This window comes from [Phormidium] sp. LEGE 05292, assembly GCF_015207735.1.
In the GTDB taxonomy this organism is placed as follows: Bacteria; Cyanobacteriota; Cyanobacteriia; order Cyanobacteriales; family Aerosakkonemataceae; genus Floridanema.
The window spans coordinates 1-24518 of the sequence record NZ_JADEWG010000064.1 but is presented as its reverse complement, the minus strand read 5'-3'; the positions used below and the strand labels follow the sequence as shown (position 1 = coordinate 24518).

Here is a 24518-nt window from a genome sequence, read left to right as displayed (position 1 = left end):
ATAGGTAGGAATAATGTACTCCAAAATCCGTGAAAAGCTGGCACACAATTATCTGAAATTGGTATTTTTAAGTTTAACAATCATTCCAGCTTGCTTCATTCTGATTTTAATTTTGAAATACGCAGTTCGAGTTCCTTTTGGGGATCAATGGATTTTTGCTCCTCTGTTGGTTCGTTTTTTTGAAGGTAAACTTGATTTTGCTGACCTGATTTCGCAGCATAATGATAGTAGATATTTATTTCCCCGATTGATTTTTATTCCTTTGGCATATCTATCCCACTGGGAAGTGAGATATGAGATGCTAGTTACCTTATTGGTTGCTTGTGTAGTCTCTTTTAATATATACCGACTGAATAGATTAACAGTAGATATAAATTTAGAGAAAAGAATAATTATCTTAGTTATTACCAATTTATTCATATTTAGCCCTATGCAAGTTGAAAACTGGCTGTGGGGTATACAACTGATAGTTTTCATGCCAATTCTTTGTGTCACTTTTTCTGTATTAGTTGCTTACTCTGAGCTAAAAATATTATACAAATTTTTAATCTGCATGGCTTTGTCTACTATCAGCACTTTTTCTTATGCCAATGGCGTATTGTGCTGGGTAGTTGTTTTTCCAATTCTGGCTATGTGTAGTTCATGGACATGGAAAGATTTGCTGCGACGGAAGTGGCTGGTTGTAGGATGGTTGGCTGGTTTTACAGCTAATACAGTAATTTATTTATATGGGTATCAAAAACCATTAGGAACTCCCAGTTTTTTAGAAGCAATACTTCATCCGCAAAGGTCAATACAATTCTTTTTAATTTTTCTGGGTTCCCCTTTGGGACAAGGGATTTTTATATTTCAACAGACTTTAGAAGCGGTTTTCAGTTTAACTACAATTATAGGTTTTATCACCATAATTTTGTTTATAGGTGTATGCTTTTACTTATTTAAGGAATTCAATGATTCAGCACTGGTTTACCGAATGCTGGGTTGGATTGTGATTGGATTTTACGGAGTTTTTACTGCTTTCCTAACTACGTTAGGTCGGTCTGGCTGGGGTTTAGACCATGCGCTTCCAACAAGATATATCACTTTTTCAACTTATATTTTAATTGCTTTAATTCATACAATACCTATAATTATTAATGATGGAATTAATAAAGGGTATTTTTCAAGATATAAGAATATTTTGAGTAAATCACTCATGTTATTGACTGTAATTGTGTTAATATTGCAGGGTATAACTTATGTTCATGGCGTTCATGTATCAAGTCTGTGGAGAGCAGAGCGATTACAAGGAAAAGCTTGTCTTTTATTTATCAAAGTAACCGAAAATCAGGATTGTTTGATAAAAAAAGTTCATGATAAATTATATCAAGTATATGCAGTGGTAGATGATATTAATCAGTTAGGATATCTCCAGCCAAGTTTGATAACAACTACCAGGATAAAAGAAATAGAAAAACCTAAATTATCCAGTGGTAAAATTAATAATTATGGGTGGTTTGAGGGAATTAATAAAGCAGCTAAGAAAGATGAATTTATTGCCAGGGGTTGGGCTAGATTACCAAACAGAAAAGAACCAGCGGATGCTGTAGTTTTAACTTATAGAGATGCAAAGAATGATGATATAATATTTGCCGTGTCTGGCACCAGAACTCCAAGGGTAGATGTAGTCAAAGTACTCAAGAAAGCTGCATATTCTATGTCTGGGTGGGAAACGTCTTTCTCTATCAGTAAACTGCCGAAAGGCAAGGTAAAAATAAATGCTTGGGCATTTGACAGTGATACAGGTAAAGCGATTAAAATAGGAGGGACTCATGTAATCGAAAATCCATGAAAGTAGTCCCTAGTCCAATTCCTGATGTATTCCTGATTGAACCCCAAGTTTTTGGAGATAGTAGGGGTTTTTTCTTTGAAAGTTACAACCAACGGAGTTTTTCCGAAAAAATTGGTGTAGAAGTTAATTTTGTTCAAGATAATCACTCGCGTTCTAGTAAAAATGTGCTGCGGGGTTTGCATTACCAAATTGAACAAGCGCAGGGAAAATTAGTCCGGGTAGTGTCGGGCGAAATTTTTGATGTGGCGGTGGATATTAGAAAAAGTTCGCCGACTTTTGGGCAATGGGTTGGTTATTTGTTGAACGCAGAAAATAAGAAGCAGTTGTGGGTTCCGGCTGGTTTTGCTCATGGATTTCTGGTAGTCTCAGAAGTGGCGGAAGTTTTATACAAAGCTACCGATTATTATGCACCACAACATGAAAGGTCTATTTTATGGAACGATCGAGATTTAGCGATCGCATGGCCTCTAGACTCTGAACCGATTTTATCTGCAAAAGATATAGCTGGTCAACCCTTTAAAGACGCAGAAGTATACCCATGAAACGCATATTAGTCACCGGAGTTAACGGTCAATTAGGGCAAGAATTAAGCGGTGTTCTTCCTAGTATTGGCGAAGTTATTGGAGTCGGAAGGGCAGAACTAGATTTAACTCAACCAGAGGCGATTCGTCAGCTAATTAATCAAGTTAAACCCGATGTAATAGTGAATTCTGCGGCATACACCGCTGTTGATAAAGCGGAAAGTGAACCAGAATTAGCAAATGCAATTAATGCGATCGCACCTGGTATCATAGCCGAAGAATGTGAAAAGTTAGCAATTCCTTTAATTCACGTTTCCACTGATTACGTTTTTGATGGTAGCAAAAGTTCGCCTTATCAGGATACAGATCCAACCAATCCCTTGAGTGTTTATGGTAAAACTAAACTGGCTGGGGAAATCGCTATTCAAAACAGCTGTCAAAATTATATTATTTTGCGAACTGCTTGGGTTTATGGTGTAGGTGGCAAAGGTAATTTTGTCAAAACTATGCTGAGATTGGGGAAAGATAGGCCAGAAATTCGGGTAGTTGCAGATCAAATTGGTAGTCCAACTTATACATTAGATTTAGCCAATGCAATTACCCAATTAATTACCTTGTTTCAGCCAGAAATTGCGGGAATATATAGCTATACAAATAGTGGCGTTGCTAGTTGGTATGACTTTGCAGTTGCTATATTTGAGGAAGCAAAACTATTAGGATGGGATTTGCAAATTCAGCGAGTAGTTCCGATTACTACACCTGAATATCCCACTCCCGCTACTCGCCCTGCTTATTCGGTGCTTGCTGGTGAGAAAATATCAAAAGTATTGGGAACTTTTGCCCCTCATTGGCGGCAGGGATTGAGAAAAATGTTAACTGAACTATACACTATTAGCGTATGAAAGCATTAATTCTGTCCGGCGGTAAAGGAACAAGACTTAGACCTCTGACTTATACTGGTGCAAAACAACTTGTTCCCGTCGCTAATAAACCAATTCTTTGGTATGGAATTGAAGGAATTGTGGCGGCGGGAATTACGGATATTGGGATTATTATCAGTCCTGAAACTGGGGAAGAGGTAAAAGCGAAGACGGGGAATGGCGATCGTTTTGGTGCTAACATCACTTATATTTTACAAGAGCAACCAGCTGGTTTGGCTCACGCGGTAAAAATCGCCCAGCCATTTTTAGAAGATTCACCCTTTATTATGTATTTGGGTGACAACTTAATTCAAAGTGAATTGCATCTGTTTCTTGATAGGTTTAAAAATCAACAAACAGATGCTTTAATTTTGTTAAGAGAAGTTCCTAATCCCACAGCTTTTGGGGTGGCACAAGTTGATGAAAATGGGCGAGTTTTGCATTTAGTAGAAAAACCGAAAGTTCCACCTTCTAATTTAGCATTGGTGGGAATTTACTTTTTTGCTAATACGATACATGATGCGATCGCAAATATTCAACCCTCAGCCCGGGGCGAATTAGAAATTACCGATGCCATTCAGTACTTAATTAGCCAACAGAAAAAAGTCGAAGCTTGTCAACTAGAAGGTTGGTGGTTAGATACCGGGAAAAAAGACGATTTACTCGAAGCAAATCGGATTATTCTTGATACAACTTGCTTAGCCCAATCTGTTCTGGGTGAAGTAGATGAAAAAAGTCAAGTAATTGGTAGAGTGCAAATTGGCGCTGGTACTAAATTAGTTAATTGTACCGTTCGTGGGCCTGTAACGATCGGCAGCGATTGTTATTTAGAAAATTGTTTTGTCGGCCCTTACAGCAGCATTGGCAATAATGTTAACCTAATCGATGTAGAAATCGACCATAGTGTAATTTTACAGGGTGCTAAAGTAATCGAAATTCATCAACGAATAGTTGATAGTGTAATTGGACAGCGAGTGCAATTAGTTGCTGCACCACAACGTCCAAAAGCCTTAAGATTTATGATCGGTGATGACAGTCAAATTGAGTTAACGTGATCTACCTTTTGGCAATTAACTATTATTCCAGCCAGTTAATTGCCAAGTTAATTAACTCAATTTATCCTAACCAAGTTATTGACTACAAAATTATTATTGTCAACAATTCTCCAGAAGATAAATCTATTCAGGATTTAAAAACTGACAAAGTTGTGATTCTGGAATCAGGAGAAAATCTCGGTTTTGGGAAAGCTTGTAACTTAGGATTAAACTGGATTTATCAGCAAAATCAAAAAGCGATCGTTTGGCTGATAAATCCAGATGCTTATTTGTTACCCAAAGCATTAGAAAAAGTTCCAGCACTTTTCCAAAACCATCCCGAACTCTCTATATTGGGTACAATTATTTACACCACATCTGGCGATACTTGGTTTGCTAGTGGTGAATTTATCCCTAAGAATGGCGCGATTATTACTAAAACAATTGACTTTCAAAATTCCCAAATTCCGTATTTAAAAACTGATTGGGTTAGCGGTTGTAGTTTATTAATCAATCTCCAAAAATTTTCTATTTGTCCGCAATTCGATCCAGAATACTTTCTTTATTACGAAGACTTTGATTTTTGCCAACGCTATGCCAAACAAGGACATTTAATTGCCATTACTAATCAAATAGGAGTAGTTCATCAACCTTCTGCGATTACCGGGAAAAATGCGGTTTTAAAATTTCAGCATAGTACTTACAGCTATTTGCTGACTCTCGAAAGATACACAAATAAAATTGTCCTCTTATTAAGATTCGTTCGTTTGCTTTTAAATGCGATATACTTACTTCCATTCAACCCAAAAGTCGCGTTGGGAAAATTTGCTGGAATATCGCTTTATTTAAGGAGAGTGTTTTAACTTGGCAAACGAACTACTAATAAATTTAGCATTTTTAATGGCTAAACCAACGGGGATTAGTACCTACGCTTTTAATCTTTTCCCCCATTTAAAACCCTTCAATCCCACTTTGTTATCTAGCAGAAATATTTCAGATTTTAACTGTTATCCAGTACCGTCGAACTTAACACCAGAACAAGGAACCAAAGGGAACTTTTCCCGCATTTTATGGACAGAGTTGCAACTACCAAAAATTTATCAAAAACTGCAAGCTAAATTGTTATTTTCGCCTTTACCAGAAGCACCAATTTATGCTGGTTGTCGATATGTTTTGACAGTTCATGACTTAATTCCCTTGCGCTTTCCCAGGCGATTTTCGCCTTTAACTAATTACTATCGTTATTTTTTACCTTTTGTCTTACAACAAGCACAACATATTATTTGTGATTCGGTTTCAACTGCTAACGATGTAATGAAGTTTTTCCAAATTCCCGAAGGGAAAGTTACACCTGTTTTGTTAGCATATAATGAAACGCACTTTCGATTTTTAGATTTGCCAAAGCGCAATTACTTTTTATATATTGGTAGACACGATCCTTATAAAAATATTAACCGATTAATTACCGCTTTTGCTAACTTACCTAATAGAAGTGACTATGAATTGTGGATAGCTGGATCTTTCGATTCACGCTTTACTCCCACATTGAAAGCAGCAGTAAATCAGTTAGGAATAAGTAATCAAGTCAAGTTTTTGGAATACGTTCCTTATAGTGAATTACCGACAATAATTAATCAAGCAATTGCCTTAATTTTTCCTAGTCTTTGGGAAGGTTTTGGACTTCCGGTATTAGAAGCGATGGCTTGTGGAACTCCGGTAATTACTTCCAATGTTTCCTCTTTACCAGAAGCAGCGGGGGATGCGGCGATTTTAGTTAATCCTGATAATGTGGGAGAAATTACCGAAGCAATGCAAAGTTTGGCGAATGATGAAAGTTTGCGAATGCGTTTGCGGGAAGCTGGTTTTGTCAGATGCAAATTATTTAGTTGGGAGAAAACGGGAGAAGCTACGGCGGCGGTGTTGCGAAGATTTCTTTAAAATTATTAGGGGTGGGTTGTTAATCGGTAAGTTTGATATTATCAAGCATAGCTACTCTAATAAATTGAAACCCCAAACACATTTAATATGCAAAAACAGGCTTTTGATTTTGAGACGGCAACTATTTCTGTTGTCAAAAAAGGTGAAGACATTGCTTACGAAATCAAACGCGGTCGTAAACAAGCAGAATTTTTTGCTGAAGACTTGGGGAATGGGGTAATTCTGGAAATGGTTGCCATTCCTGGTGGCACATTCCTGATGGGTTCGTCAACTGATGAGCCAGAATCATCAGATGGTGAAGAGCCACAGCATTCAGTGACGATAAAACCCTTTTTGATGGGTAAGTTTCTGGTTACGCAAGCGCAATGGCAAACAGTCGCAGGTTTTCCCAAAGTCAAAATTGATCTCAATCCTGACCCGTCTCATTTCAAAGGTGCAAATCGTCCGGTAGAGCAAGTGTCCTGGTATGAGGCGGTGGAGTTTTGCGAAAGACTATCCCAGAAAACCGGGCGAAATTATCGGTTGCCGAGTGAGGCAGAGTGGGAATATGCGTGTCGTGCGGGAACTACAACGCCTTTTCATTTTGGCGAAACAATTACAACCGATTTAGCCAATTACGATGGCAACTTTGTCTACGCTTCAGGTTCTCAGGGAATTTATCGAGAGCAAACTACAGAAGTTGGCAGTTTTCCCGCTAATGCGTTTGGGCTTTACGATATGCACGGCAATGTTTGGGAATGGTGTGCTGACCATTGGCATGAAAATTATGATGGCGCACCTAACGATGGGAGTATATGGTTATCTAGTGATGAAACTTCATCGAGGCGGCTGCGCGGTGGTTCGTGGTACTCCTTTCCTGATTTCTGTCGTTCGGCTTGTCGCAGCAACGGCTTTGCGGACCTTGTTAACAACTCTTTCGGTTTTCGTCTTGTGTGTAGTGCGGAGTGGACTTAGAGCCTCTTTATACTTTAACCCTTTTGCCCTTTTCCCTCTTTTCTTTTCCCTGCGCGAAGGACTTAAAAAGTTTTTTTGTTTTTTTTGAAAATAAAACCTTTTAGGCACAAGTTGGCGATCGCCCTAAATCCCCCTTAATAAGGGGGACTTTGAATTCAATTTTTTATTAAAAAGGGGAAATTTAAATCTTGAATCCGGTTCCCCCCTTATTAAGGGGGGTTAGGGGGGATCTAATCTCTGGAAAAATCAGAGAATTTGAATATATTCCCCCCCTTATTAAGGGGGGTTAGGGGGGATCAAACCCTCAATTTCCTCACAAACAAACTCAAAATTATTCAACACTCGATCGTTGGTAAATCTCACAACTTTCAACCCATATCCTTCTAATATTTGGGTTCTTTCTCGGTCATATTCCTGACCTTCATCAGTAAAATGACTTTCTCCATCAACTTCAATTACTAACTTCAATGCAGCGCAGTAAAAATCAACAATAAAATTATCTATTGGTCGCTGACGTAAAACTCGAAATTTAAAGGTTCTGAGGTAATTTTGCCAAAGCTTTTTTTCTGCGGGTGTTGGGTTTTGGCGAAGTTCTTTTGCTCTTTCTACTAGTTGGGGTTTGTAGGGTAGGTGAAAATCGGTTTTGTTGAGGTTTTGGTAATTTGATGATGGCATTTGATCCCCCCTAACCCCCCTTAATAAGGGGGGGACAGGAATTTTTGTTTATCAAGTAAGTGAGAGATTTATTAGGTGGAGGTTTTGGTAATTTGATGATGGCATTTGATCCCCCCTAACCCCCCTTAATAAGGGGGGGACAGGAATTTTTGTTTATCAAGTAGGTGAGAGATTTATTAGGTGGAGGTTTTGGTGATTTGATGATGGCATTTGATCCCCCCTAGCCCCCCTTAATAAGGGGGGGACAGGAATTTTTGTTTATCAAGTAGGTGGAGGTTTTGGTGATTTGATGATGGCATTTGATCCCCCCTAACCCCCCTTAATAAGGGGGGGACAGGAATTTTTGTTTATCAAGTAAGTGAGAGATTTATTAGGTGGAGGTTTTGGTAATTTGATGATGGCATTTGATCCCCCCTAACCCCCCTTAATAAGGGGGGGACAGGAATTTTTGTTTATCAAGTAGGTGAGAGATTTATTGAGCGTACAAAGAAGAGTTTAGACAATTATTTAATAGTAACTGTAAACTTCTCTGTTGTGTAGTTTCTGTGTCAGAATTGAGGGAAAAATTTGTTGCTTTAGAACCAAGAGTATTGGCAGGTTATTAAATTAATTAGAAGGAGAATTTGTCTGGGGAAGGCGATCGCCCATCCCAGCAAAAAAGCTAGGCTGTGCGATCGCCAAAAAAGGCAATTATTTAGCACCCGTATTTTCCTGATTTGTTAGTGCGATCGTAGAATCTAGGATTTATTTAGGGGTGAAGCAGTATGAATAACAGAGAAATAGCATTTAAGCCACAACAAACAGCTAACTTTTCCACAACTCCTAAGTCAGAGATGAAAATTCAAAAACAGACGTTTGAATTTGAAACTGCGACTATCATAATCAAAAGAAATTTCCGATGGCTTGGATTAGGTGAAGAAATCGCTCGCAAGATTAAACACAGTCGTCAAGAAGCAGAATTTTTTATTGAAGACTTGGGGAATGGGGTAATTCTAGAAATGGTTGCCATTCCCGATGGCACATTCGTGATGGGTTCACCAATTAATAAATCGAAATTCTTAGAGACTGAAAAGCCACAGCATTCAGTTAGAATAAAACCTTTTTTCATGGGTAAGTTTCCGGTTACACAAGCAGAATGGCGCACAGTGGCAGGTTTTCCCAAAGTCAAAATTGACCTCAATCCTGACCCATCTAAATTCAAAGGTGCAAATCTTCCGGTAGAGATAGTGTCGTGGTATGAGGCGGTGGAGTTTTGTGCGCGACTGTCCCAGAAAACTGGGCGAAATTATCGGTTGCCTAGTGAGGCAGAGTGGGAATATGCCTGTCGTGCGGGGACTACTTCAGCCTTTCATTTTGGCGAAACTATCAGCCCTGATTTAGCAAATTATAACGGCAACCAAACCTACGCTTTTAGTCGCAAGGGAATTTATCGAGAGCAAACTACAGAAGTTGGTACTTTTCCCCCCAATGCTTTTGGACTTTATGATATGCACGGCAATGTTTGGGAATGGTGTGCTGACCATTGGCATGATAATTATACAGGAGCACCCATTGATGGCAGTGCATGGTTATCTAGGGAAGAAAGCTCAAGAAGGCTGCTGCGCGGTGGTTCGTGGCTCAATGCTCCTGACCGCTGTCGATCGGCTTTTCGCTTCCTCAACCTGCCGGGTGTGCGTAACGGTGCGATCGGTTTTCGAGTTGTCTGTGCTGCGGCATCAACTTAGAGCCGCTTTATATTTTTATCCTTTTTTTCCCGGCGCAAAGTGCTAAAAAATTTTTTGTTTAGTTTTTTCTTAACATAAAATCCTCTTTTTTAAGGCGACTGTGTACACACAAGTTTACGATCCCCCTAAATCCCCCTTAATAAGGGGGACTTTTAATCCTGAATCCAGTTCCCCCCTTGTTATAGGCGTAGCCTTCCCGAAGGGTAGGGGGGTTAGGGGGGATCTAATCTGTAGCAAAAAACAGAAATACCCATCCAGTTCCCCCCTTGTTAAGGGGGGTTAGGGGGGATCTAATCTGTAGCAAAAAACAGAAAATACCCATCCAGTTCCCCCCTTAATAAGGGGGGTTAGGGGGGATCTAATCTGTAGCAAAAAACCGAAATACCCATCCAGTTCCCTCCTTCAAAAGGGGGGGACATAAGCTGAAATTTTATGGTTTTTTTGCTGGTAAAGACTGGTTTTTTCGATACCATTCTGAGAAGTTTTCGCCGCGAAATTGGAAGCGAAAGATGACTTTGCGATCGCTCGGAGCATCTTCTTCTTGCTTTGCTTCCATCTCGCCGCGACCTGCTGCCATAATTTTCGTTCTCAATTCCGACTTTGTGGGAAAATTCAACTCATTGGAAAAGATGAATTTAGACACAGCAAGCGATCGTAATAAGCTTAGTTCCAAGTTACTATCATAATCTCCTTTCGAGCTAGTATGTCCTTCAATAACTACTCTAGCAATCTCGCTTTTAAAGTCTTTTTTGGAAAAAATAATGCGACTGTAAACCGGAATAAATTGTTTAAGAAACATCTTCCCGGCGGGTTTTAATTCAGCACTATTCTCATCAAAAAGAATCTTATCCTGAATGCTTACATCGCCAGTTTCAGCGTTAACTTTTACGTTAATATTATTACCTTTCATCTGTTCAACAACCGTACCAATTACAACTCGACGCGGTTCTTCTCGGTCTTTTAGCTGAACAATAACTGTAACGAATAGAAGGGCAAAAATCATCAGTAGCCCTGACATCAAATCACCAATTGACAGCAAAACGCTCGATTCTTCTTCGTCTAGGTCTACTTGCTGTTTTAGGTCATTAAAATTAAACATAATTAATTTTCGCCTTGATTAAATTTCCGAGTATTTTCAGCAGCTTGTAATAATTGGTGACAAAGTTTTTCCGTTGCTTCATTCATCTGTTGAGAAGCTGCGTTTCCAACTAGAGTCAAATTATTAGCTTGGCGCTCAAAAATTTCCAGGGAACGATTTTGAAATTCTTGAAGTAACTCCCGTTCTGTTTGTGCTTGAGTTTGCAAAGATTGTTCTAGTTCTTCCCGAATACCTATAAAAGTATTAACTGTTTGTTTAGCAATTTTAGTCAGTGCATCACGCTGTATACGCATTGCTTCAGAAGTTTGTTCCCCTAATTTTTCAAGGTTGTTATTTTGTTCAACAAAAATTTCATGAATGTTGTTTTGAAATTCCTGAACTAATTGCTGTTGGATTTCCAAGTGATTGTTGAGAGAATTTTCTAATTCTTCACGAATTCCTATAAAAGTAACAGATGTTTTTTCTACATTATCTCCGAAATTGGTGGCAAATTGTTGAAGTTTGACCAGAGTTTGTGCTTGAAAATGCTCGATGGTAGCGATCGATTCTGATAAGCTGAGAGCAATACTCCCTAATTCATTTTTCAAATCCATAACAGTTTCCGAAGCTTGTTTTGTGAGATAGGCGCTATTACTTAATTCGCTAATAATTGGTTTAATTAACTGTTCGCGCTGTTCTTTGATTAAATTTTTCAATATTTCTTGACCTTGATCTGCCTTGATTTCTCGCAATGCTGTTAGTTCGACTCTGATTTCTTCAAACACAGGTTTGATGACACTTCCTATTTCTTGTCCGATCGCTTTCGGGCTTAATTCTCGCTGAATTTCTATCAATTCAGCAAATTTCGCTCCCATTATTTCCGCAGCATTGGCAAGTGCTTGAGAAGCTTTCAAATTTGCTTCAGGATTAATTCTCTCAAGCAATCGCATCGGTGTTTCTAATAGAGTAATTGTGTCTAATTTGTTTTTCAGGCTATCTCGATACTTTTTTCTTACCCACTCCAAACAAGCTAAAATTAATGTGAAAATACTGGAAGATCCCAATCCCATTAGTGAGGTAGAAAAAGCGGTTTTCATCCCTTCTAGTAGTTGAACGCTTGACTTGAGTAAGTGTCCGCTATTTTCTCCAATATCGCTTAAAGAAATGCCGCTTAGTCCTACTTGAATGCCGTAAAAAGTTCCCAAAACTCCGATCGCAATCAGTATGCTTTGAATAAAGCGCAAAGAACTACGAGGTACTGGCTTTTCCAGAATTACCGGATACTGTAAAAGCACGAAGCGTCCATACTGTAATTGTGCTATAAAAGTATCGTTTAATTCTCTTCCAGCCAGATGTTTGCTAAACCAATTAAATATTTTTATTCGATTATCTTTAGGAATATTTTTATAATCCAAAGAAACTGTTTCTTTGCCGCTTACTGTCACAGTTTTTAGGCTTTTTGATAAATAGTCGATCGCTTCCCTTGTAATACTGCTTTTTAATTTCCAAATGTACATTACTGTTGAGTACAACTCAATTAAGCAGGCGAACATCAACAACACCAAAGTTACCCAATGGAATAAACTGTTCTGCCAAATTACTTCTAAAAAGTCATCAATCATCGATTCTTTCCTTTGTTTTATTACGCATTAACCAGAGAAACAGTTCATACGAGACTTTTCAGGCTTGATTAATTGCCACAACAGTCAAAGAATGTTATTTATTTTCATCTATACTTTTTTATTATTTGATTATTTACTTTTATTCGCATCAGTGTTACTACTTAAATTATTTACTCAAATTAATAAATTATGAAATAAGCTTTAGCAAGAGAAGAAAATAGTTCTAATTTTCTACCCTGCCATCTTGCTGATTAAATAAGTAGGTTATCTCTGATTCGGAACACAATAAAGTAGAGACGTTGTATACAAAGTCTCTACATACATAAAATTATCTTTATCCCAATACTTCATCTACACTTATAATAATTTCAGGAAAAGCCAATATAGATAAACTTTGCCCTCGCACAAACCTCTGCATATTCTGATAACCATCGGGTGAAGGTTGCCGATAAACTTCAATACATTGCTCGTTAATATCTATTAACCAAACTTCAATAATACCGTTTTCGGCATATAGGGGGATTTTGATTTGTCGATCGCTTTCCACCGTCGTATCTGCCACTTCCACTAATAACAAAATATCCTCTGGTTGGGGATGTCCTGATTCATAAAAATCAGCTTTTCGTCGCAATAATGATATATCTGGTTGTGGTTCAGAACTATCATTTAATTCTACTGGATTTTGTACTCCTACTGTTACCAACTGCGCCAAACGTAAAATAAATAACTCATTTAAACGATTGACATGGGCTGAATGTCTTCTATTAATTGGTGTCATTTCAACAATTTCTCCTCGAATTAATTCCACTCGATCGTCTTCTGTCAAAATACCAGCTTCAACCATTTGGTGATACTGTGTTACTGTAAATTTTCGTCTCAATAATTGCACAGACATTTCTACCTCCAATTGTTGATATTAACTTTATCCCAATACTTCATCTACACTTATAATAATTTCAGGAAAAGCGAGTATCGATAAATTTTGCCCTCGCACGAATCTTTGGATATTTTGATAACCATTTGGTGAAGGTTCCCGATAAACTTCAATACATTGTTCATTAATATCCACTAACCAAACTTCAATAATACCGTTTTCGGCATAGAGAGGGATTTTGATTTCTCTGTCGCTTTCTACTGTCGTATCTGCCACTTCTATTATTAATAGAATGTCCTGTGGTTGTGGATGTCCTGACTCATAAAAATCGGTACGAGGTTGCAATAATGTTACATCTGGCTGAGGCTCAGAAGTATCATCTAGTTCTATGGGATTTTGTGGCCAAATAATTGCTCTTTGTCCCAAACGAATTATCAATAATTGAACAAAACGAGCAACATAAGCAGCGTGTCTTCTACCAATTGGTGTCATTTCAACAATTTCTCCCTTAATTAATTCTACTCGGTCATTTTCTGTCAAAATACCAGCTTCAACCATTTGATGGTACTGCTTTACTGTAAATTTCCGTCTTAACAATTGTAATGGCATTGCAACCTCCAAATATTTCATTTATGCAATTTATTCTAGAACTTCTAACACTGCTTTGGGTGAAAGTTTATCTTTAAACCAAACAATTTTTGCTGGAGTATTACTGACTTTAACTCCAGCTTTTTCTAAATTCAATCTTTCCGAAACTGCCAAGATCAAATTGTCACATTCAGCTTTTCTTGCTTGGGCAAATTTCTTTTGTAAATATTCTGGTCGCCAGTAACCAACTATTTCTAATAAGTAACTTCTGCCATCGGGATGAACTAGGCGAAAATCGGGAATCATCACACTTCCGGGAATGGGAATTAAGTCAACTTCTCTTTCTAAAACCCAATCAGTTTTTAGGGAATCCCAACGATTAGCAAAGCCAGCTTCTAACATACTATCGTAAGGTTTTCCTGGGGGATAATGAGTGACTAAACCACAATCAGAATTAAGAGTAAATCTGCCAGTTTTTTGCTTACCACTGTAGATGTCTTTTGTTTGTAAAGTGGCGCTGAGACTCCATTTGGTAACGTGCAAAAGTGCGGGGATGAGTTTTGCGATCGCCAATCCATATCTTGTGCTAGCTTTAAATAAACTAGTTGGCCCATCAATTGTAATAGTAAAACCATGATCGGCATCACCTTCAATATAAGCCATTAATTGAAACAATTTTAAATAACGAAACAGCAATTTATACTCACCTGGAACATTACGATGAGCATTAATGATAATTTGACTAGCGCGATAAAAAACTCCTTGCACTTGCGAAATATTATAACGATGGATGATATCTTCTGGTGCTGGAGGATCGAACTGAGTTAAAATCCGATTTTCCTGTAAATCTGCATATAAACCAGTGCGAATTTGTTGGGAAGAAACCTCTTTATTTAATTCCTGACTTAGTTGATCTGCCAAATTATTCAACACTCTTTGAGATGCCAAAGGATTAGGGATTGATTGTGCAGATAAAGTAAAAACTCGCTGACGTAATTCTTGCGGTTCCAGAGGACTAACAATTTCAAAAGTAGAAAAACTACTCTTCAATAAATGAGCAAAACCCCGCTTTAACCGATAATCTGGACTATCGCCTTCCATCTCCAAAAGTTGCTTATCCAACTCACCTTGAGTTTTCCCAACATTCTCTTCAAAACAACTAATTAAATCCGTCGCAATCTCCAAATTCTTGTCATCAATCTTCAGGCGTTTCGGGATTATCGACTCCCCATTTTGACGATGAATCAGCAACTCGCTTGGTAACATTTTTTTTCTTAGATTTCCGACTTTCCTTGGAATAACTTATCTCTGATTTTCCCTGATTCTTTACCGCATCATCAACTTTTATTTCTGTCGATTCAGCAACCTTATAAATCGGTTCAGAAGGCAAAAGTTCCAACTGAACAAACTTCTCCTTTTCCTCCTCTGTGCGTCCTCTGCGTCTCTGCGGTTCAAATTCCTCTCCCTTTCTCCGCTGAGAAACCCTTTCCTCACTAGTATCTTCCGTCACCACCTCATACAAAATTGCCCGCTTATTATTATCTCCCCCCTTACGCAAAATTCGCCCCAATCTTTGAATATATTCCCTTGGCGAAGCAGTACCAGAAAGAATAATTGCAATACTAGCCGCAGGAACATCAACCCCTTCATTTAAAACGTGAGAAGCCACCAAACTTTTATATTCTCCCTGCTTAAAACAAGTTAAAATTTCGTGTCTTTCCTTAACAGGAGTTTGATAAGTAATCGCGGGAATTAAAAACTCTTGAGAAATCCGATAAACTGTAGCATTATCCGTAGTAAATATCAAAATTCGTTCTGGAAAATGTTCCGCTAATAAATCAGCTAAAACGCGAATTTTTCCCTCAGTTCCGATCGCAATTTCCCTAGCTTCTCTATGAGCTAACATAGCACGTCTTCCGGCTGGCGATCGCGCACTCACCATCACAAATCTTTGCCAACCTTCCAGACTTACCAACTGAATTTTTTCCGCCTTCAAAAAGTCATTGCGAATTTTGATTAATTCATTGTATCTTTCCCTTTCTTGTTGAGATAACTTGACTTTAATCGGAATAATTTGATGGTCTGCCAAAGCTTTTCCGGCTAATTCTTCAGGAGTTTTGCGGTAAACTTCTGTGCCAATTAAAAGGTCTAATTCCTTATGTTTACCATCGGTTCTTTCTGGAGTTGCGGAAAGTCCTAAACGATAGGGTGCGATCGCAAATTCTGCAATTACCCGATAAAATTCCGTTGGTAAATGATGGCACTCATCAAAAATTAACAAAGCATAGCGATTTCCTAAACTTTCCGCATTAATAGCCGCACTATCATAAGTAGCCACAAGAATTTGACTTTTATCCCTCGATCCACCTCCTAATAAACCAACTTCTGCATCAGGAAAAGCCGCCACTAAATGTGCATACCATTGGTGCATTAAATCCAAAGTTGGTACTACAATTAATGTGCTGCGTGGCGTTGCTTGCATTGCCAATTGTGCCAAATAAGTTTTTCCCGCAGCAGTTGGAAGCACAACAACTCCCATTCTTCCTGCTAATTTCCAAGCCTCCAAAGCTTCACTTTGATGAGGGTAAGGTTCCATTTCTAAACTTGGAACTAATTGCAGAGGTACAAATTCTTTTGCCTCATCAATAAAGTTAATTCCTTCTGCTTGCAAAGCTTCTACCAAAGGACGGTAATGAATAGCCGGAATGCGAAATTTTTCTACTCTGTCATCCCAAGTGGCGAATTCCACCCAGCTTTTGCCTCTCGGTGGTGGATGCAGAATTAAGGTGCCGCGATCGAAAGTTAAAGTAGGAGTACGAGGCATTGATTATCTAAAAGTGTGATTCCCCTCGTTAATTTTAGGTGTTTAGGGGCAATTTGTAACTAATTTTGTCTGTGTTATCCTATTCTTTGTAAGAGTTCAGGTATTTCTATGGCTTTATCCAAGGATATACTTTCTGATAGCAGTAGTCACAGAGAGTTTTCTAACTTTACTATTACTGTGAAAAGAATTTTGGAACTTTTAGATTTAGAAGCAGAAGATGATTATGGGGTTTTGCAGCCAACGGACTACGCTTTTAAGACAGTGATGAATTTAGTTTTAGAGGCGTATGAAATCATGGGTAATAGCTTTCCTAAAGCTTGGGTTTCCACAGATGAATTTGGCGGAATTACTCTCGAATGGTTAAACCGAGATAAAGATTGCACTATTCATTTATTCTGTCCAGCAAATTCTGAAAAAAAAGCTCACATTTATCATCAAAAAGCTGAAGATTATGCTGTAGATTATGAAGTGTCTTCTTCAAGATTAATTCATTGGTTACAGTGGTTTAACGAAGCATGACAGAACAATCTTATGATGGTGCTTCGGAGTTTGAACAATTACCAGATAATGCCATAGTTTATCGGGCATTACTTCGTAAACAATGGGTAGATTGGGAAACAGGGGAGATCAAATTTTCGGCTTACTTGTTGAGGCAAAATGAACAAAGTCTTTCTGTGAACATTGCTAGTGCTTGTACTCCTCAGCAAAGTGCAGCCAGATTCAGAAATTGTTACGGTGTCGCTAGTCTTCAAGTAGGTCGCATTCGTGAATTGGATTTAGATGTTGTACCTGATTCAACATCTCATGCAAATATTGTAGGTTTACCAAATATGCAAGAAAATCCAGCTACAGCTAGGAGACTTGCAGATTTATTAGCAAGACAATCTCAAATTGTGTGGCGACCTTAATTTTTCATCGGGAACGCAAACAAAAATTCATATATCCTCACGTCTTAAAGAAAGATTCGCAGGCCAAGGGCCTACATCATGTACCGGAAAATCTAAAGGCGATCGTTCTTTCTTTGTTTCCGGCTTCTCTGTCTTGATATTTTCATCAATCACCAATACTACTTGATGTTCTCCTGGGGTAATATCTGCTGGTAGTTGTAGGGTAACTTTGCCATCTGGTGTTACTGTAGCGATAGTAGTAATAGTTTTCACAATAGTTCCTCCTAACCGTATATTTCAAATATAGTAAAATTAGTCCTAAAATTGAGCATCTCTCATGGTACAGGATAACGAAATAGCTGTTGAATTTCACAATGTCGCTTATTTACTTAACGATCGACCTTTAGTATCTAACCTCAATTTCACAGTGCAACGGGGAGAAATTTTGGTATTACTAGGACGCAGTGGTTGTGGGAAAACTACAACTATGAAATTAATTAATCGGTTGCTGACTCCTAGTAGTGGGGAAGTGCGGGTAGAGGGAATTTCTACTACTGAATGGAACCCGATTAAATTGCGGCGAAGTATTGGTTATGTGATTCAAGAAACGGGGTTATTTCCTCATTTTACTATTGCTAAAAATGTAGGATTAGTACCTAGTTTGGAGGGGTGGAAGCGCGATCGCATTTCCCAAAGAGTAAATCAACTTTTACAACTTGTCGGACTCGACCCGAAACAATTTGCCCACAGATATCCAGATGAATTATCCGGCGGTCAACGTCAGCGAGTTGGCGTAGCCCGTGCCCTCGCAGCTGACCCACCTTTATTATTAATGGATGAACCTTTTGGCGCACTCGATCCCATTACTAGAATTGAAATTCAAAAAGAGTTTCGTCAACTCCAAAAACAGTTGGGAAAAACGGTGGTTTTTGTCACCCATGACATTCAAGAAGCTTTTGTATTAGCATCAAGAATTGGGTTAATGGAATCAGGAAAAATGTTATTAATAGATACTGCTTCGGAGTTTTTAAAATCAGAACAAAAAGAAGTAAAACAATTTTTACAGTGTTTACCTTTTTTCAATCAATCTAAATCTGAAAATTCTGATAGTATTTAGAGCGATCGCAAATCCTCCATAACCCAAAAATCAATATGAAAAAACTGGACTTCATACTACTTTGCGTGCTTGGATTTAGTTTAGTAATGTTAATTTCCACCTATACGGGTTAATTGAAAAGTAACGAGGCAAAAGAAAAAACCTCCTCTTAATTACTTTTGCCTTCTGCCTAAACCCTGAAATCTCTGGGAAACATTCAGATTTAGGCTACCTCTGCATCGGGATTTACAAATCTAACTTGCTGTGCATCAGCGGTGGGTACTAACATCCAACCCGCTGCAATTAATTTTTGATATGTCGCCCAACCTTTAGAACCCCCTGGTTCTCGATAGTCAGGAACAGAAAATTGCGGAAAAGCTGTATATGGTCGCCAGTTTTCATGAAATGCTGTCCGCAAATGTAAAATTTTACTGCCACCTGTACCCATTCCAGGCAACCAGCACATCTGTCCAGCCATAATAATCTCCTTTTTTTCAATTGTGGGAGGTGAAGCTGCAAGCAGGCTGTGTGAGGATGCGCTCTTAAGCTTCTGGTTCCAGCTAACCTACCTTATCTTGTGTAATTTGTCAACTATTGTGGCATAATTTTCTTATGTACAACATCACCCGTAGTGGGTAAGTTTACTCTTATGCCAATATCCGCCCAAAGTAATAATTAAGTCTTAGATTAATTAAGTATGTTGGCGGCTGAAGGATTGGCGATCGAGTTGCGAATTACACTTGTGCGCTTATTGTATTCAGCATCGGTGAGAACTGGTGTAGCGTTTGCAACAGAAATACCTTCTTTAAGATCGATCCAAGATTTGCAACCACTGTATTCTGCACAGTAAGGTATTTCTTGGGGTTGGCTGAGTTTGTAAGTGCGTAAAAGTAAAATGTAAATTGGCTGACGTGGTTTCCATTTTAAGCGATCGCTCACAAATTGCTCATTCCAAACATGGAAAGGCAACAACGCTTTAATACTAGGTTCAAAACTTACCATGAAAATATCAGTAACTTTTGCCCAAGCGCCAATCCGAATAGTTTCTGGATGCCAACCTGATGGTACTGGTGTTACTTGATCCGCATATTCCGGCTTTAATAAATCCGGGTTTTGATGTTCCAAAGTCGGGTAAAGCAACACTTCATTATGGGCAACTTTAAAATGATTACCCTCTTCCTTAATTCCACCTTTACGAAGCAATAAAATAGTTTTTCCCGCTTCTAAAGCATCAACAGCAACCGCCCATTCTTTCAAGGCATGATTAATTATAGTTAATTCCATTGAGATTTTTTCCCATTGCAACTAAGGCTATTCTAGCGACTGTAGATAATTTTCCACGCCGCATAAATTACGCCGCCCACTATGACAAAACCCAGCATCATGGAAACAAAAGATACCACCGTAGTTAGCACCCAAACTCCTCCTAATGCTACCGCAGAAAAAGCGATCGCTTTACTCATTCTCCCCATTTTTGCTAACCTACCAACTGGTTTTTTACTCTGCGTCTGGGCAGTTACAGGTATACTTTGCTGCTGGCGATCGATCTCTGTTTCAATTTCTCTGAGTCGCCGTTCTATGTTGTCTTCCGGGGAATTGTTCTTATAATTCATCTAAAATATCACCCTTGTTTGCTTACAGACCAATAACTTTACTAATCTAGCCTTATTCTGCCAATAGACAGTTACTTTAACCCTTGTCAAGGTATAGCATTTCACTGTTGAGACGGCAAGAACATTAATTAATAAAATCAGTCATAATTAGACAAAATTGGAGATAAATATGGAAAAAAGAAAGTTAGGGTCATCTGACATTGAAATTACGCCCATTCTCATGGGAACTTGGCAAGCAGGTAAAACTATGTGGGTGGGAATAGAAGATGCGGAAACAATAAAAGCAATTCGATCGGCTTTTGAAGCGGGTATTACCACAATTGATACTGCCGAAGTTTACGGTAAGGGACACTCCGAGCAAATAGTAGCACAAGCTTTATCAGATGTGCGCGATCGAGTAGTTTATGCTACAAAAGTTTTCGCCAATCATCTCAAGTACGAACAAGTAATTGAGGCGTGCGATCGATCTTTACAAAACCTCAAAACTGATTATATCGACCTTTACCAAATTCATTGGCCTTCTGGTTCTTTTAACAACGAAATTGTCCCCATAGAAGAAACAATGCGGGCAATGAATGACTTAAAACAACAAGGAAAAATTCGCGCCATTGGTGTTTCTAATTTCTCCCGCGCCCAACTAGAAGAAGCAGCCCAATATGGCAGAATTGATAGTTTACAACCTCCCTATTCTTTGTTTTGGCGCAAAGTAGAAACAGATGCCATGCCCTACTGCGTAGAAAACAACATTTCCATTCTGGCTTATTCACCTTTAGCCCAAGGTTTATTAACCGGAAAATTTAGTTCAGGGCATGAATTTCCTGAAGGAGATAACCGCAGAGATAATAAACTTTTTAAAGGTGAGAATTTTGTCAGGGCGCAAGCAGCTTTAGATAAATTGCGTCCAATTGCCGATCGCTACAACGTATCTTTAGCCAATTTAGCAATAGCTTGGTTAATTGCCCAACCCCAAACAAATGCCATTACCGGGGCGCGTCATGCTAAACAAATCGAAGAAAATGCGATCGCCGCAGCAGTCAAACTTTCCCCCGAAGATTTAGCTGAGATTGATGCGATCGGTCGCACAGTCACCGATCCTTTAGAAAATGAACCTTTAATGTGGGATTGGAGTTAATAGGGAATGGGGACTGGGGACTAGGGACTGGGAAAGTTTTGAGTTTTGAGTTACGGAGAAAAATTGGAGAGTTTTAAGTTGTAGGGGCGGGTTTAGCAGACAATTCTATGAACATAGCAGAAGAATTAACAACAAAACCCGCCCTTTACATAGTTCTCTTGTCCCCTTGTCCCCTTGTCCCGTAGGACAGGCAAGATGCCTGTCATCCCAAATCCCCAGTCCCCAGTCTCCAGTCCCTAGTCCCCGATCGCCAAATCTGTAATAATTGGCAAATGATCCGATCCCACATCTCTACCAATTCGAGATTTAATAACCTGAATATTTGGACTCACTAAACAATGATCGATCGGAATCGCCACTAAAGGCATAAAATTCGGCCATGTCGGTTGTACACCAAAGCCAACCCGCCCATTTTTTAACTTGGTTTTCTCAACAAATCGCTGATAAATTGGCGACCACATAGTAACATTAAAATCACCCATTAATAAAACTGGATTATTAACATTTACCAAGTAATCAGCCATTGCCTCTAACTGTGAATTTCTGTACCTAAACCCTATTTTTTTTAGAGGGTAATTTGGATGAGTACCCATCAATATTACCTCTTTACCCTGATATTTAATCGTTGCAACTATAGTTTTTTTCGACCCTTGAAATTGCTCAAATGACACATTTTCTAAAGGGTATTTACTAAAAAGAGCAGTACCAAAGTTATTATAATCTTGGGAAACTACAGAATAAGGAAGTATATCTTTTAAAGCTGTTAATTCCTTTGCCCAAACTTTACTAACTTCTATAAAAACAGCAATATCCGGTTTCTCTTCCCTAACTAGAGATATGACTTTTGAGTATCTTTTATTCTTATATAAGACATTAGATTGAAAAATTCGTAATTGTCCGTTTGCCGTTTCTATCGCGCTTGCACTTTGGGGGAAATACCAAGGTACAATTTCCATTAAGTTCAGTAAAATGCAAGCCAGACTAATCACCCACCAAAGTTTGTTGTGCGTCAACAAAAAAAAGAAAAATGTACAAAATCCTATTACTAGATATTGCACTTTAAAATGAGCAGTAAGATCTAAAATATAGTTAAACTTGCCCAAATATCCAGTAATAGTAAGAATGGTAATCAGAATAGTTACCACAATAAAGCTACTGGAAATCAAATCCTTAAATCTGTATTGACCAATCATATTGTCCCGTTAATTAATTACCAAGATTGTTTGTTGTAGCGACTTTAGTCGTACATTGCTAGCATAGTAGGACTGAAGTCCTGACAACGAACCTAGTTTATTACAAGTGATTTATTTGAGCTTCAACTAGCGGAACTCCGAAAACTTCAGCAAAGGCGATCGCCACCTTTCCCCGCACCTCTTCTACAGTAATATCAGGAATAAATTGGGATAAACTGCCCACAGGTTTATCCGCAATTCCACAAGGTACAATCCTGCTAAAACCAGTCAAATCAGGACAAATATTTAAAGCAAAACCGTGCATTGTAATCCAGCGACTTACTTTAACACCGATCGCCGCCACTTTGCACCCTGACAGCCAAACTCCTGTATAACCCGGAAGTCTTTCCCCCGGCAAATCATAACTCGCCAACACCCGAATTAACACTTCCTCCAGTTGGCGCAAATACCAATGTAAATCTTGGCGGTAATGTCGCAAATTCAAAATCGGATAACCAACCAACTGACCTGGACAATGATATGTTACCTCACCGCCACGCTCAATGCGGTACACCTGGTAATCACTCTTGTCAAGGTTAAATTTAATAAACTCTTGAGTTGCCCCTGTCCCCAAAGTGTAAACTGAGGAATGCTCCAGCAAGATTAGCACATCTGGCAAGTCTGCCTGTTCGCGGCGTGCTGCAACTAGCGATCGCTGCCACTCCCAGGCAACCTTGTAATCTACTAATCCCTGGTTAAATAGCCAACAGAAACGCGATTTTTCTTTAATATTCCAGCCAAACATTTCATTATTACTCGAAATCATTCCCAAAATCAAGAGTAAATTGAACTAATTTCCCAAAAAAGTCTGACAATTAAATCAAGAAATGTCAACAGATGCAAAAGATTTTAAAGACTCGGCAGATTACTATGTACTCCAGAATACAAAGTGCTACTGTTTTAAGTAGAAGGACTTTTGAAATAGGAGGAAGCCTATTTGAAGTAGAAATGCCCATTTACAAGAGCTCAGCTAAGTTGATAGATTGGTACGCCAAACTTTGGGTCTCAAGGTGGGCAAGGTAGAACAGCGCCGTGTAGCAGAGATTTGAGGCGCTTCACATACCAGAAACAGATTTTTAGGCGAGTAAACCCGAAACAATTCGGCAATATATCCAGCTGATTTCTAATTAACAGATATCAGCATTTTCGCACCTAAAAACAGATAAAAAATTTCTACTTGGAAAGTAGGACACTCTGACCAACTTTCCTTCTCACCAAAGCATAGATGCAGGCGAAAAGGAAGCCTGTACAGCATTAAGAATTAAGCGGGAGAATGTGATATGAAGCTCGTTATTCACGGCAAAAACATTGAAATCACAGATGCAATTCGTGAGTATGTACATCAAAAATTGGAAAAAGCAACAAGTCATTATCTAAACGTAACAAATGAGATTGACGTACATCTTTCAGTAGCCCGCAATCCTCGAATCAACGAAAAGCAGATTGCTGAAGTTACAGTTTATGCCAACGGTACAGTAATTCGTGCAGAAGAAGGTAGTGAAACCCTATATGCAAGCATTGATTTAGTTGCTGATAAAATAGCCCGTAAACTGCGTAAATACAAAGAGAAACGCCTAGATAAGAAAACCCAAACAAAAACTATTGAAGTTGTTGAACAACAGCCAGTAACACCAGATTTAATTGGCGATCGCACTCCCGAATTACCAGGCGAAGTAGTGCGTACCAAATATTTCGCCATGCCTCCAATGACGATCGACGAAGCATTGGAACAACTGCAACTAGTAGATCACGACTTTTATATGTTCTGCAACGCCGAAACAGGCGAAATCAACGTCATCTACGAACGCAATCACGGCGGCTACGGCGTAATTCAACCCCGCCGCAATAACGGTCATACTGGACACAAAAACGGTAAAACCGCTCAAAATACACCCGTTTCTGAAAAGACACAAGCCAAGTAATTGAGGGACAAGGGGACAAGGGGACAAGGGGACAATTTTATTCTCCCCATCCC

General features: G+C 38.8%; 25 protein-coding genes and 1 pseudogene. 13 read left to right on the top strand and 13 right to left on the bottom strand.

The genetic code is table 11. The features are described from left to right. Nucleotides 1-13: 13 nt before the first annotated feature. From IQ264_RS18070 to IQ264_RS18040, 7 genes and pseudogenes are all read left to right on the top strand, one after another. Nucleotides 14-1831, top strand: coding sequence for a hypothetical protein (locus IQ264_RS18070; protein WP_193982194.1), 1818 nt, complete (start codon nucleotides 14-16; stop codon nucleotides 1829-1831). Continuing rightward, complete coding sequence (rfbC, locus tag IQ264_RS18065) at nucleotides 1828-2373, top strand: dTDP-4-dehydrorhamnose 3,5-epimerase (protein ID WP_193982193.1); 546 nt, start codon at nucleotides 1828-1830, stop codon at nucleotides 2371-2373. The genes IQ264_RS18070 and rfbC overlap by 4 nt, the downstream gene beginning before the upstream one ends. Next, nucleotides 2370-3254, top strand: coding sequence for a dTDP-4-dehydrorhamnose reductase (rfbD, locus tag IQ264_RS18060; protein ID WP_193982192.1), 885 nt, complete (start codon nucleotides 2370-2372; stop codon nucleotides 3252-3254). The genes rfbC and rfbD overlap by 4 nt, the downstream gene beginning before the upstream one ends. Further along, on the top strand, nucleotides 3251-4327 hold the full coding sequence (locus tag IQ264_RS18055) for a glucose-1-phosphate thymidylyltransferase (RefSeq protein WP_193982191.1): 1077 nt from the start codon (nucleotides 3251-3253) through the stop codon (nucleotides 4325-4327). The genes rfbD and IQ264_RS18055 overlap by 4 nt, the downstream gene beginning before the upstream one ends. A gap of 8 nt (nucleotides 4328-4335) precedes the next feature. After that, complete coding sequence (locus IQ264_RS18050; protein WP_228061633.1) at nucleotides 4336-5169, top strand: glycosyltransferase; 834 nt, start codon at nucleotides 4336-4338, stop codon at nucleotides 5167-5169. Nucleotide 5170: 1 nt separating this feature from the next. Beyond that, the gene (locus IQ264_RS18045; protein ID WP_228061632.1) at nucleotides 5171-6244 is read left to right on the top strand and encodes a glycosyltransferase family 4 protein; all 1074 of its coding nucleotides are present in this window, start codon (nucleotides 5171-5173) and stop codon (nucleotides 6242-6244) included. Nucleotides 6245-6340: 96 nt separating this feature from the next. Beyond that, nucleotides 6341-7198, top strand: a pseudogene (locus IQ264_RS18040) (formylglycine-generating enzyme family protein); the annotation flags it as partial. A 276-nt stretch (nucleotides 7199-7474) separates the two neighbouring features. Here the strand turns inward: IQ264_RS18040 and IQ264_RS18035 are convergent. Then, nucleotides 7475-7873 (bottom strand): endonuclease domain-containing protein, encoded by a 399-nt coding sequence (locus tag IQ264_RS18035; RefSeq protein WP_193982188.1) that lies wholly within the window; start codon nucleotides 7871-7873, stop codon nucleotides 7475-7477. Nucleotides 7874-8637: 764 nt separating this feature from the next. On the opposite strand from IQ264_RS18035, the gene IQ264_RS18030 reads away from it, so the two are divergent. After that, nucleotides 8638-9597 carry a formylglycine-generating enzyme family protein gene (locus tag IQ264_RS18030; protein WP_193982187.1) on the top strand — a complete coding sequence of 320 codons (960 nt, stop codon included), beginning with the start codon at nucleotides 8638-8640 and terminating at the stop codon, nucleotides 9595-9597. Between the two features lie 430 nt (nucleotides 9598-10027). Here the strand turns inward: IQ264_RS18030 and IQ264_RS18025 are convergent, their stop codons facing one another. The 6 genes from IQ264_RS18025 to IQ264_RS18000 all read right to left on the bottom strand — a co-directional run bounded on the left by IQ264_RS18025 (nucleotide 10028) and on the right by IQ264_RS18000 (nucleotide 16583). After that, complete coding sequence (locus tag IQ264_RS18025) at nucleotides 10028-10696, bottom strand: OmpA/MotB family protein (RefSeq protein WP_193982186.1); 669 nt, start codon at nucleotides 10694-10696, stop codon at nucleotides 10028-10030. Nucleotides 10697-10698: 2 nt separating this feature from the next. Further along, nucleotides 10699-12297 carry a hypothetical protein gene (locus tag IQ264_RS18020; protein WP_193982185.1) on the bottom strand — a complete coding sequence of 533 codons (1599 nt, stop codon included), beginning with the start codon at nucleotides 12295-12297 and terminating at the stop codon, nucleotides 10699-10701. 334 nt (nucleotides 12298-12631) lie between these two features. Then, nucleotides 12632-13192 carry a Uma2 family endonuclease gene (locus tag IQ264_RS18015; protein ID WP_193982184.1) on the bottom strand — a complete coding sequence of 187 codons (561 nt, stop codon included), beginning with the start codon at nucleotides 13190-13192 and terminating at the stop codon, nucleotides 12632-12634. A 27-nt stretch (nucleotides 13193-13219) separates the two neighbouring features. Beyond that, a complete protein-coding gene (locus tag IQ264_RS18010; protein WP_193982183.1) occupies nucleotides 13220-13780 on the bottom strand; it encodes a Uma2 family endonuclease in 561 nt (186 codons plus the stop codon). Nucleotides 13781-13810: 30 nt separating this feature from the next. Then, the gene (locus IQ264_RS18005; protein WP_193982182.1) at nucleotides 13811-15025 is read right to left on the bottom strand and encodes a DUF790 family protein; all 1215 of its coding nucleotides are present in this window, start codon (nucleotides 15023-15025) and stop codon (nucleotides 13811-13813) included. Next, nucleotides 14955-16583, bottom strand: a complete 1629-nt coding sequence (locus IQ264_RS18000; RefSeq protein WP_193982181.1) for a DEAD/DEAH box helicase — start codon at nucleotides 16581-16583, stop codon at nucleotides 14955-14957. Before IQ264_RS18000 ends, IQ264_RS18005 begins: the two co-directional genes overlap by 71 nt. 108 nt (nucleotides 16584-16691) lie before the next feature. On the opposite strand from IQ264_RS18000, the gene IQ264_RS17995 reads away from it, so the two are divergent. Further along, nucleotides 16692-17102 (top strand): hypothetical protein, encoded by a 411-nt coding sequence (locus IQ264_RS17995; RefSeq protein ID WP_193982180.1) that lies wholly within the window; start codon nucleotides 16692-16694, stop codon nucleotides 17100-17102. Next, nucleotides 17099-17491 carry a hypothetical protein gene (locus IQ264_RS17990; RefSeq protein ID WP_193982179.1) on the top strand — a complete coding sequence of 131 codons (393 nt, stop codon included), beginning with the start codon at nucleotides 17099-17101 and terminating at the stop codon, nucleotides 17489-17491. The genes IQ264_RS17995 and IQ264_RS17990 overlap by 4 nt, the downstream gene beginning before the upstream one ends. Nucleotides 17492-17518: 27 nt before the next feature. Here IQ264_RS17990 and IQ264_RS17985 read toward each other — a convergent pair whose 3' ends face one another. Then, nucleotides 17519-17743 (bottom strand): hypothetical protein, encoded by a 225-nt coding sequence (locus IQ264_RS17985; protein ID WP_193982178.1) that lies wholly within the window; start codon nucleotides 17741-17743, stop codon nucleotides 17519-17521. 64 nt (nucleotides 17744-17807) lie between these two features. Here IQ264_RS17985 and IQ264_RS17980 point away from each other — a divergent pair, with 64 nt between their 5' ends. Then, entirely contained in the window at nucleotides 17808-18587 is a 780-nt protein-coding gene (locus IQ264_RS17980; RefSeq protein ID WP_193982177.1) for an ATP-binding cassette domain-containing protein, read from the top strand. Nucleotides 18588-18789: 202 nt separating this feature from the next. Here IQ264_RS17980 and IQ264_RS17975 read toward each other — a convergent pair whose 3' ends face one another. The 3 genes from IQ264_RS17975 to IQ264_RS17965 form a co-directional block, all read right to left on the bottom strand. Further along, complete coding sequence (locus tag IQ264_RS17975; RefSeq protein ID WP_193982176.1) at nucleotides 18790-19044, bottom strand: hypothetical protein; 255 nt, start codon at nucleotides 19042-19044, stop codon at nucleotides 18790-18792. Between the two features lie 209 nt (nucleotides 19045-19253). After that, the gene (locus tag IQ264_RS17970; protein ID WP_193982175.1) at nucleotides 19254-19850 is read right to left on the bottom strand and encodes a DUF1802 family protein; all 597 of its coding nucleotides are present in this window, start codon (nucleotides 19848-19850) and stop codon (nucleotides 19254-19256) included. A 32-nt stretch (nucleotides 19851-19882) separates the two neighbouring features. Continuing rightward, nucleotides 19883-20179 carry a hypothetical protein gene (locus IQ264_RS17965; protein ID WP_193982174.1) on the bottom strand — a complete coding sequence of 99 codons (297 nt, stop codon included), beginning with the start codon at nucleotides 20177-20179 and terminating at the stop codon, nucleotides 19883-19885. 169 nt (nucleotides 20180-20348) lie between these two features. On the opposite strand from IQ264_RS17965, the gene IQ264_RS17960 reads away from it, so the two are divergent. Further along, nucleotides 20349-21311: an aldo/keto reductase gene (locus IQ264_RS17960; protein WP_193982173.1), complete on the top strand. Its 963-nt coding sequence runs from the start codon at nucleotides 20349-20351 to the stop codon at nucleotides 21309-21311. Nucleotides 21312-21547: 236 nt separating this feature from the next. On the opposite strand, the gene IQ264_RS17955 is transcribed toward IQ264_RS17960, so the two are convergent. After that, nucleotides 21548-22504, bottom strand: a complete 957-nt coding sequence (locus tag IQ264_RS17955; RefSeq protein ID WP_193982172.1) for an endonuclease/exonuclease/phosphatase family protein — start codon at nucleotides 22502-22504, stop codon at nucleotides 21548-21550. Between the two features lie 100 nt (nucleotides 22505-22604). Then, the gene (gene lipB / locus IQ264_RS17950; protein ID WP_193982171.1) at nucleotides 22605-23309 is read right to left on the bottom strand and encodes a lipoyl(octanoyl) transferase LipB; all 705 of its coding nucleotides are present in this window, start codon (nucleotides 23307-23309) and stop codon (nucleotides 22605-22607) included. Nucleotides 23310-23823: 514 nt separating this feature from the next. Between lipB and hpf the strand changes: the two genes are divergently transcribed. Next, the gene (gene hpf, locus IQ264_RS17945) at nucleotides 23824-24465 is read left to right on the top strand and encodes a ribosome hibernation-promoting factor, HPF/YfiA family (protein ID WP_193982170.1); all 642 of its coding nucleotides are present in this window, start codon (nucleotides 23824-23826) and stop codon (nucleotides 24463-24465) included. Nucleotides 24466-24518 lie beyond the last annotated feature (53 nt).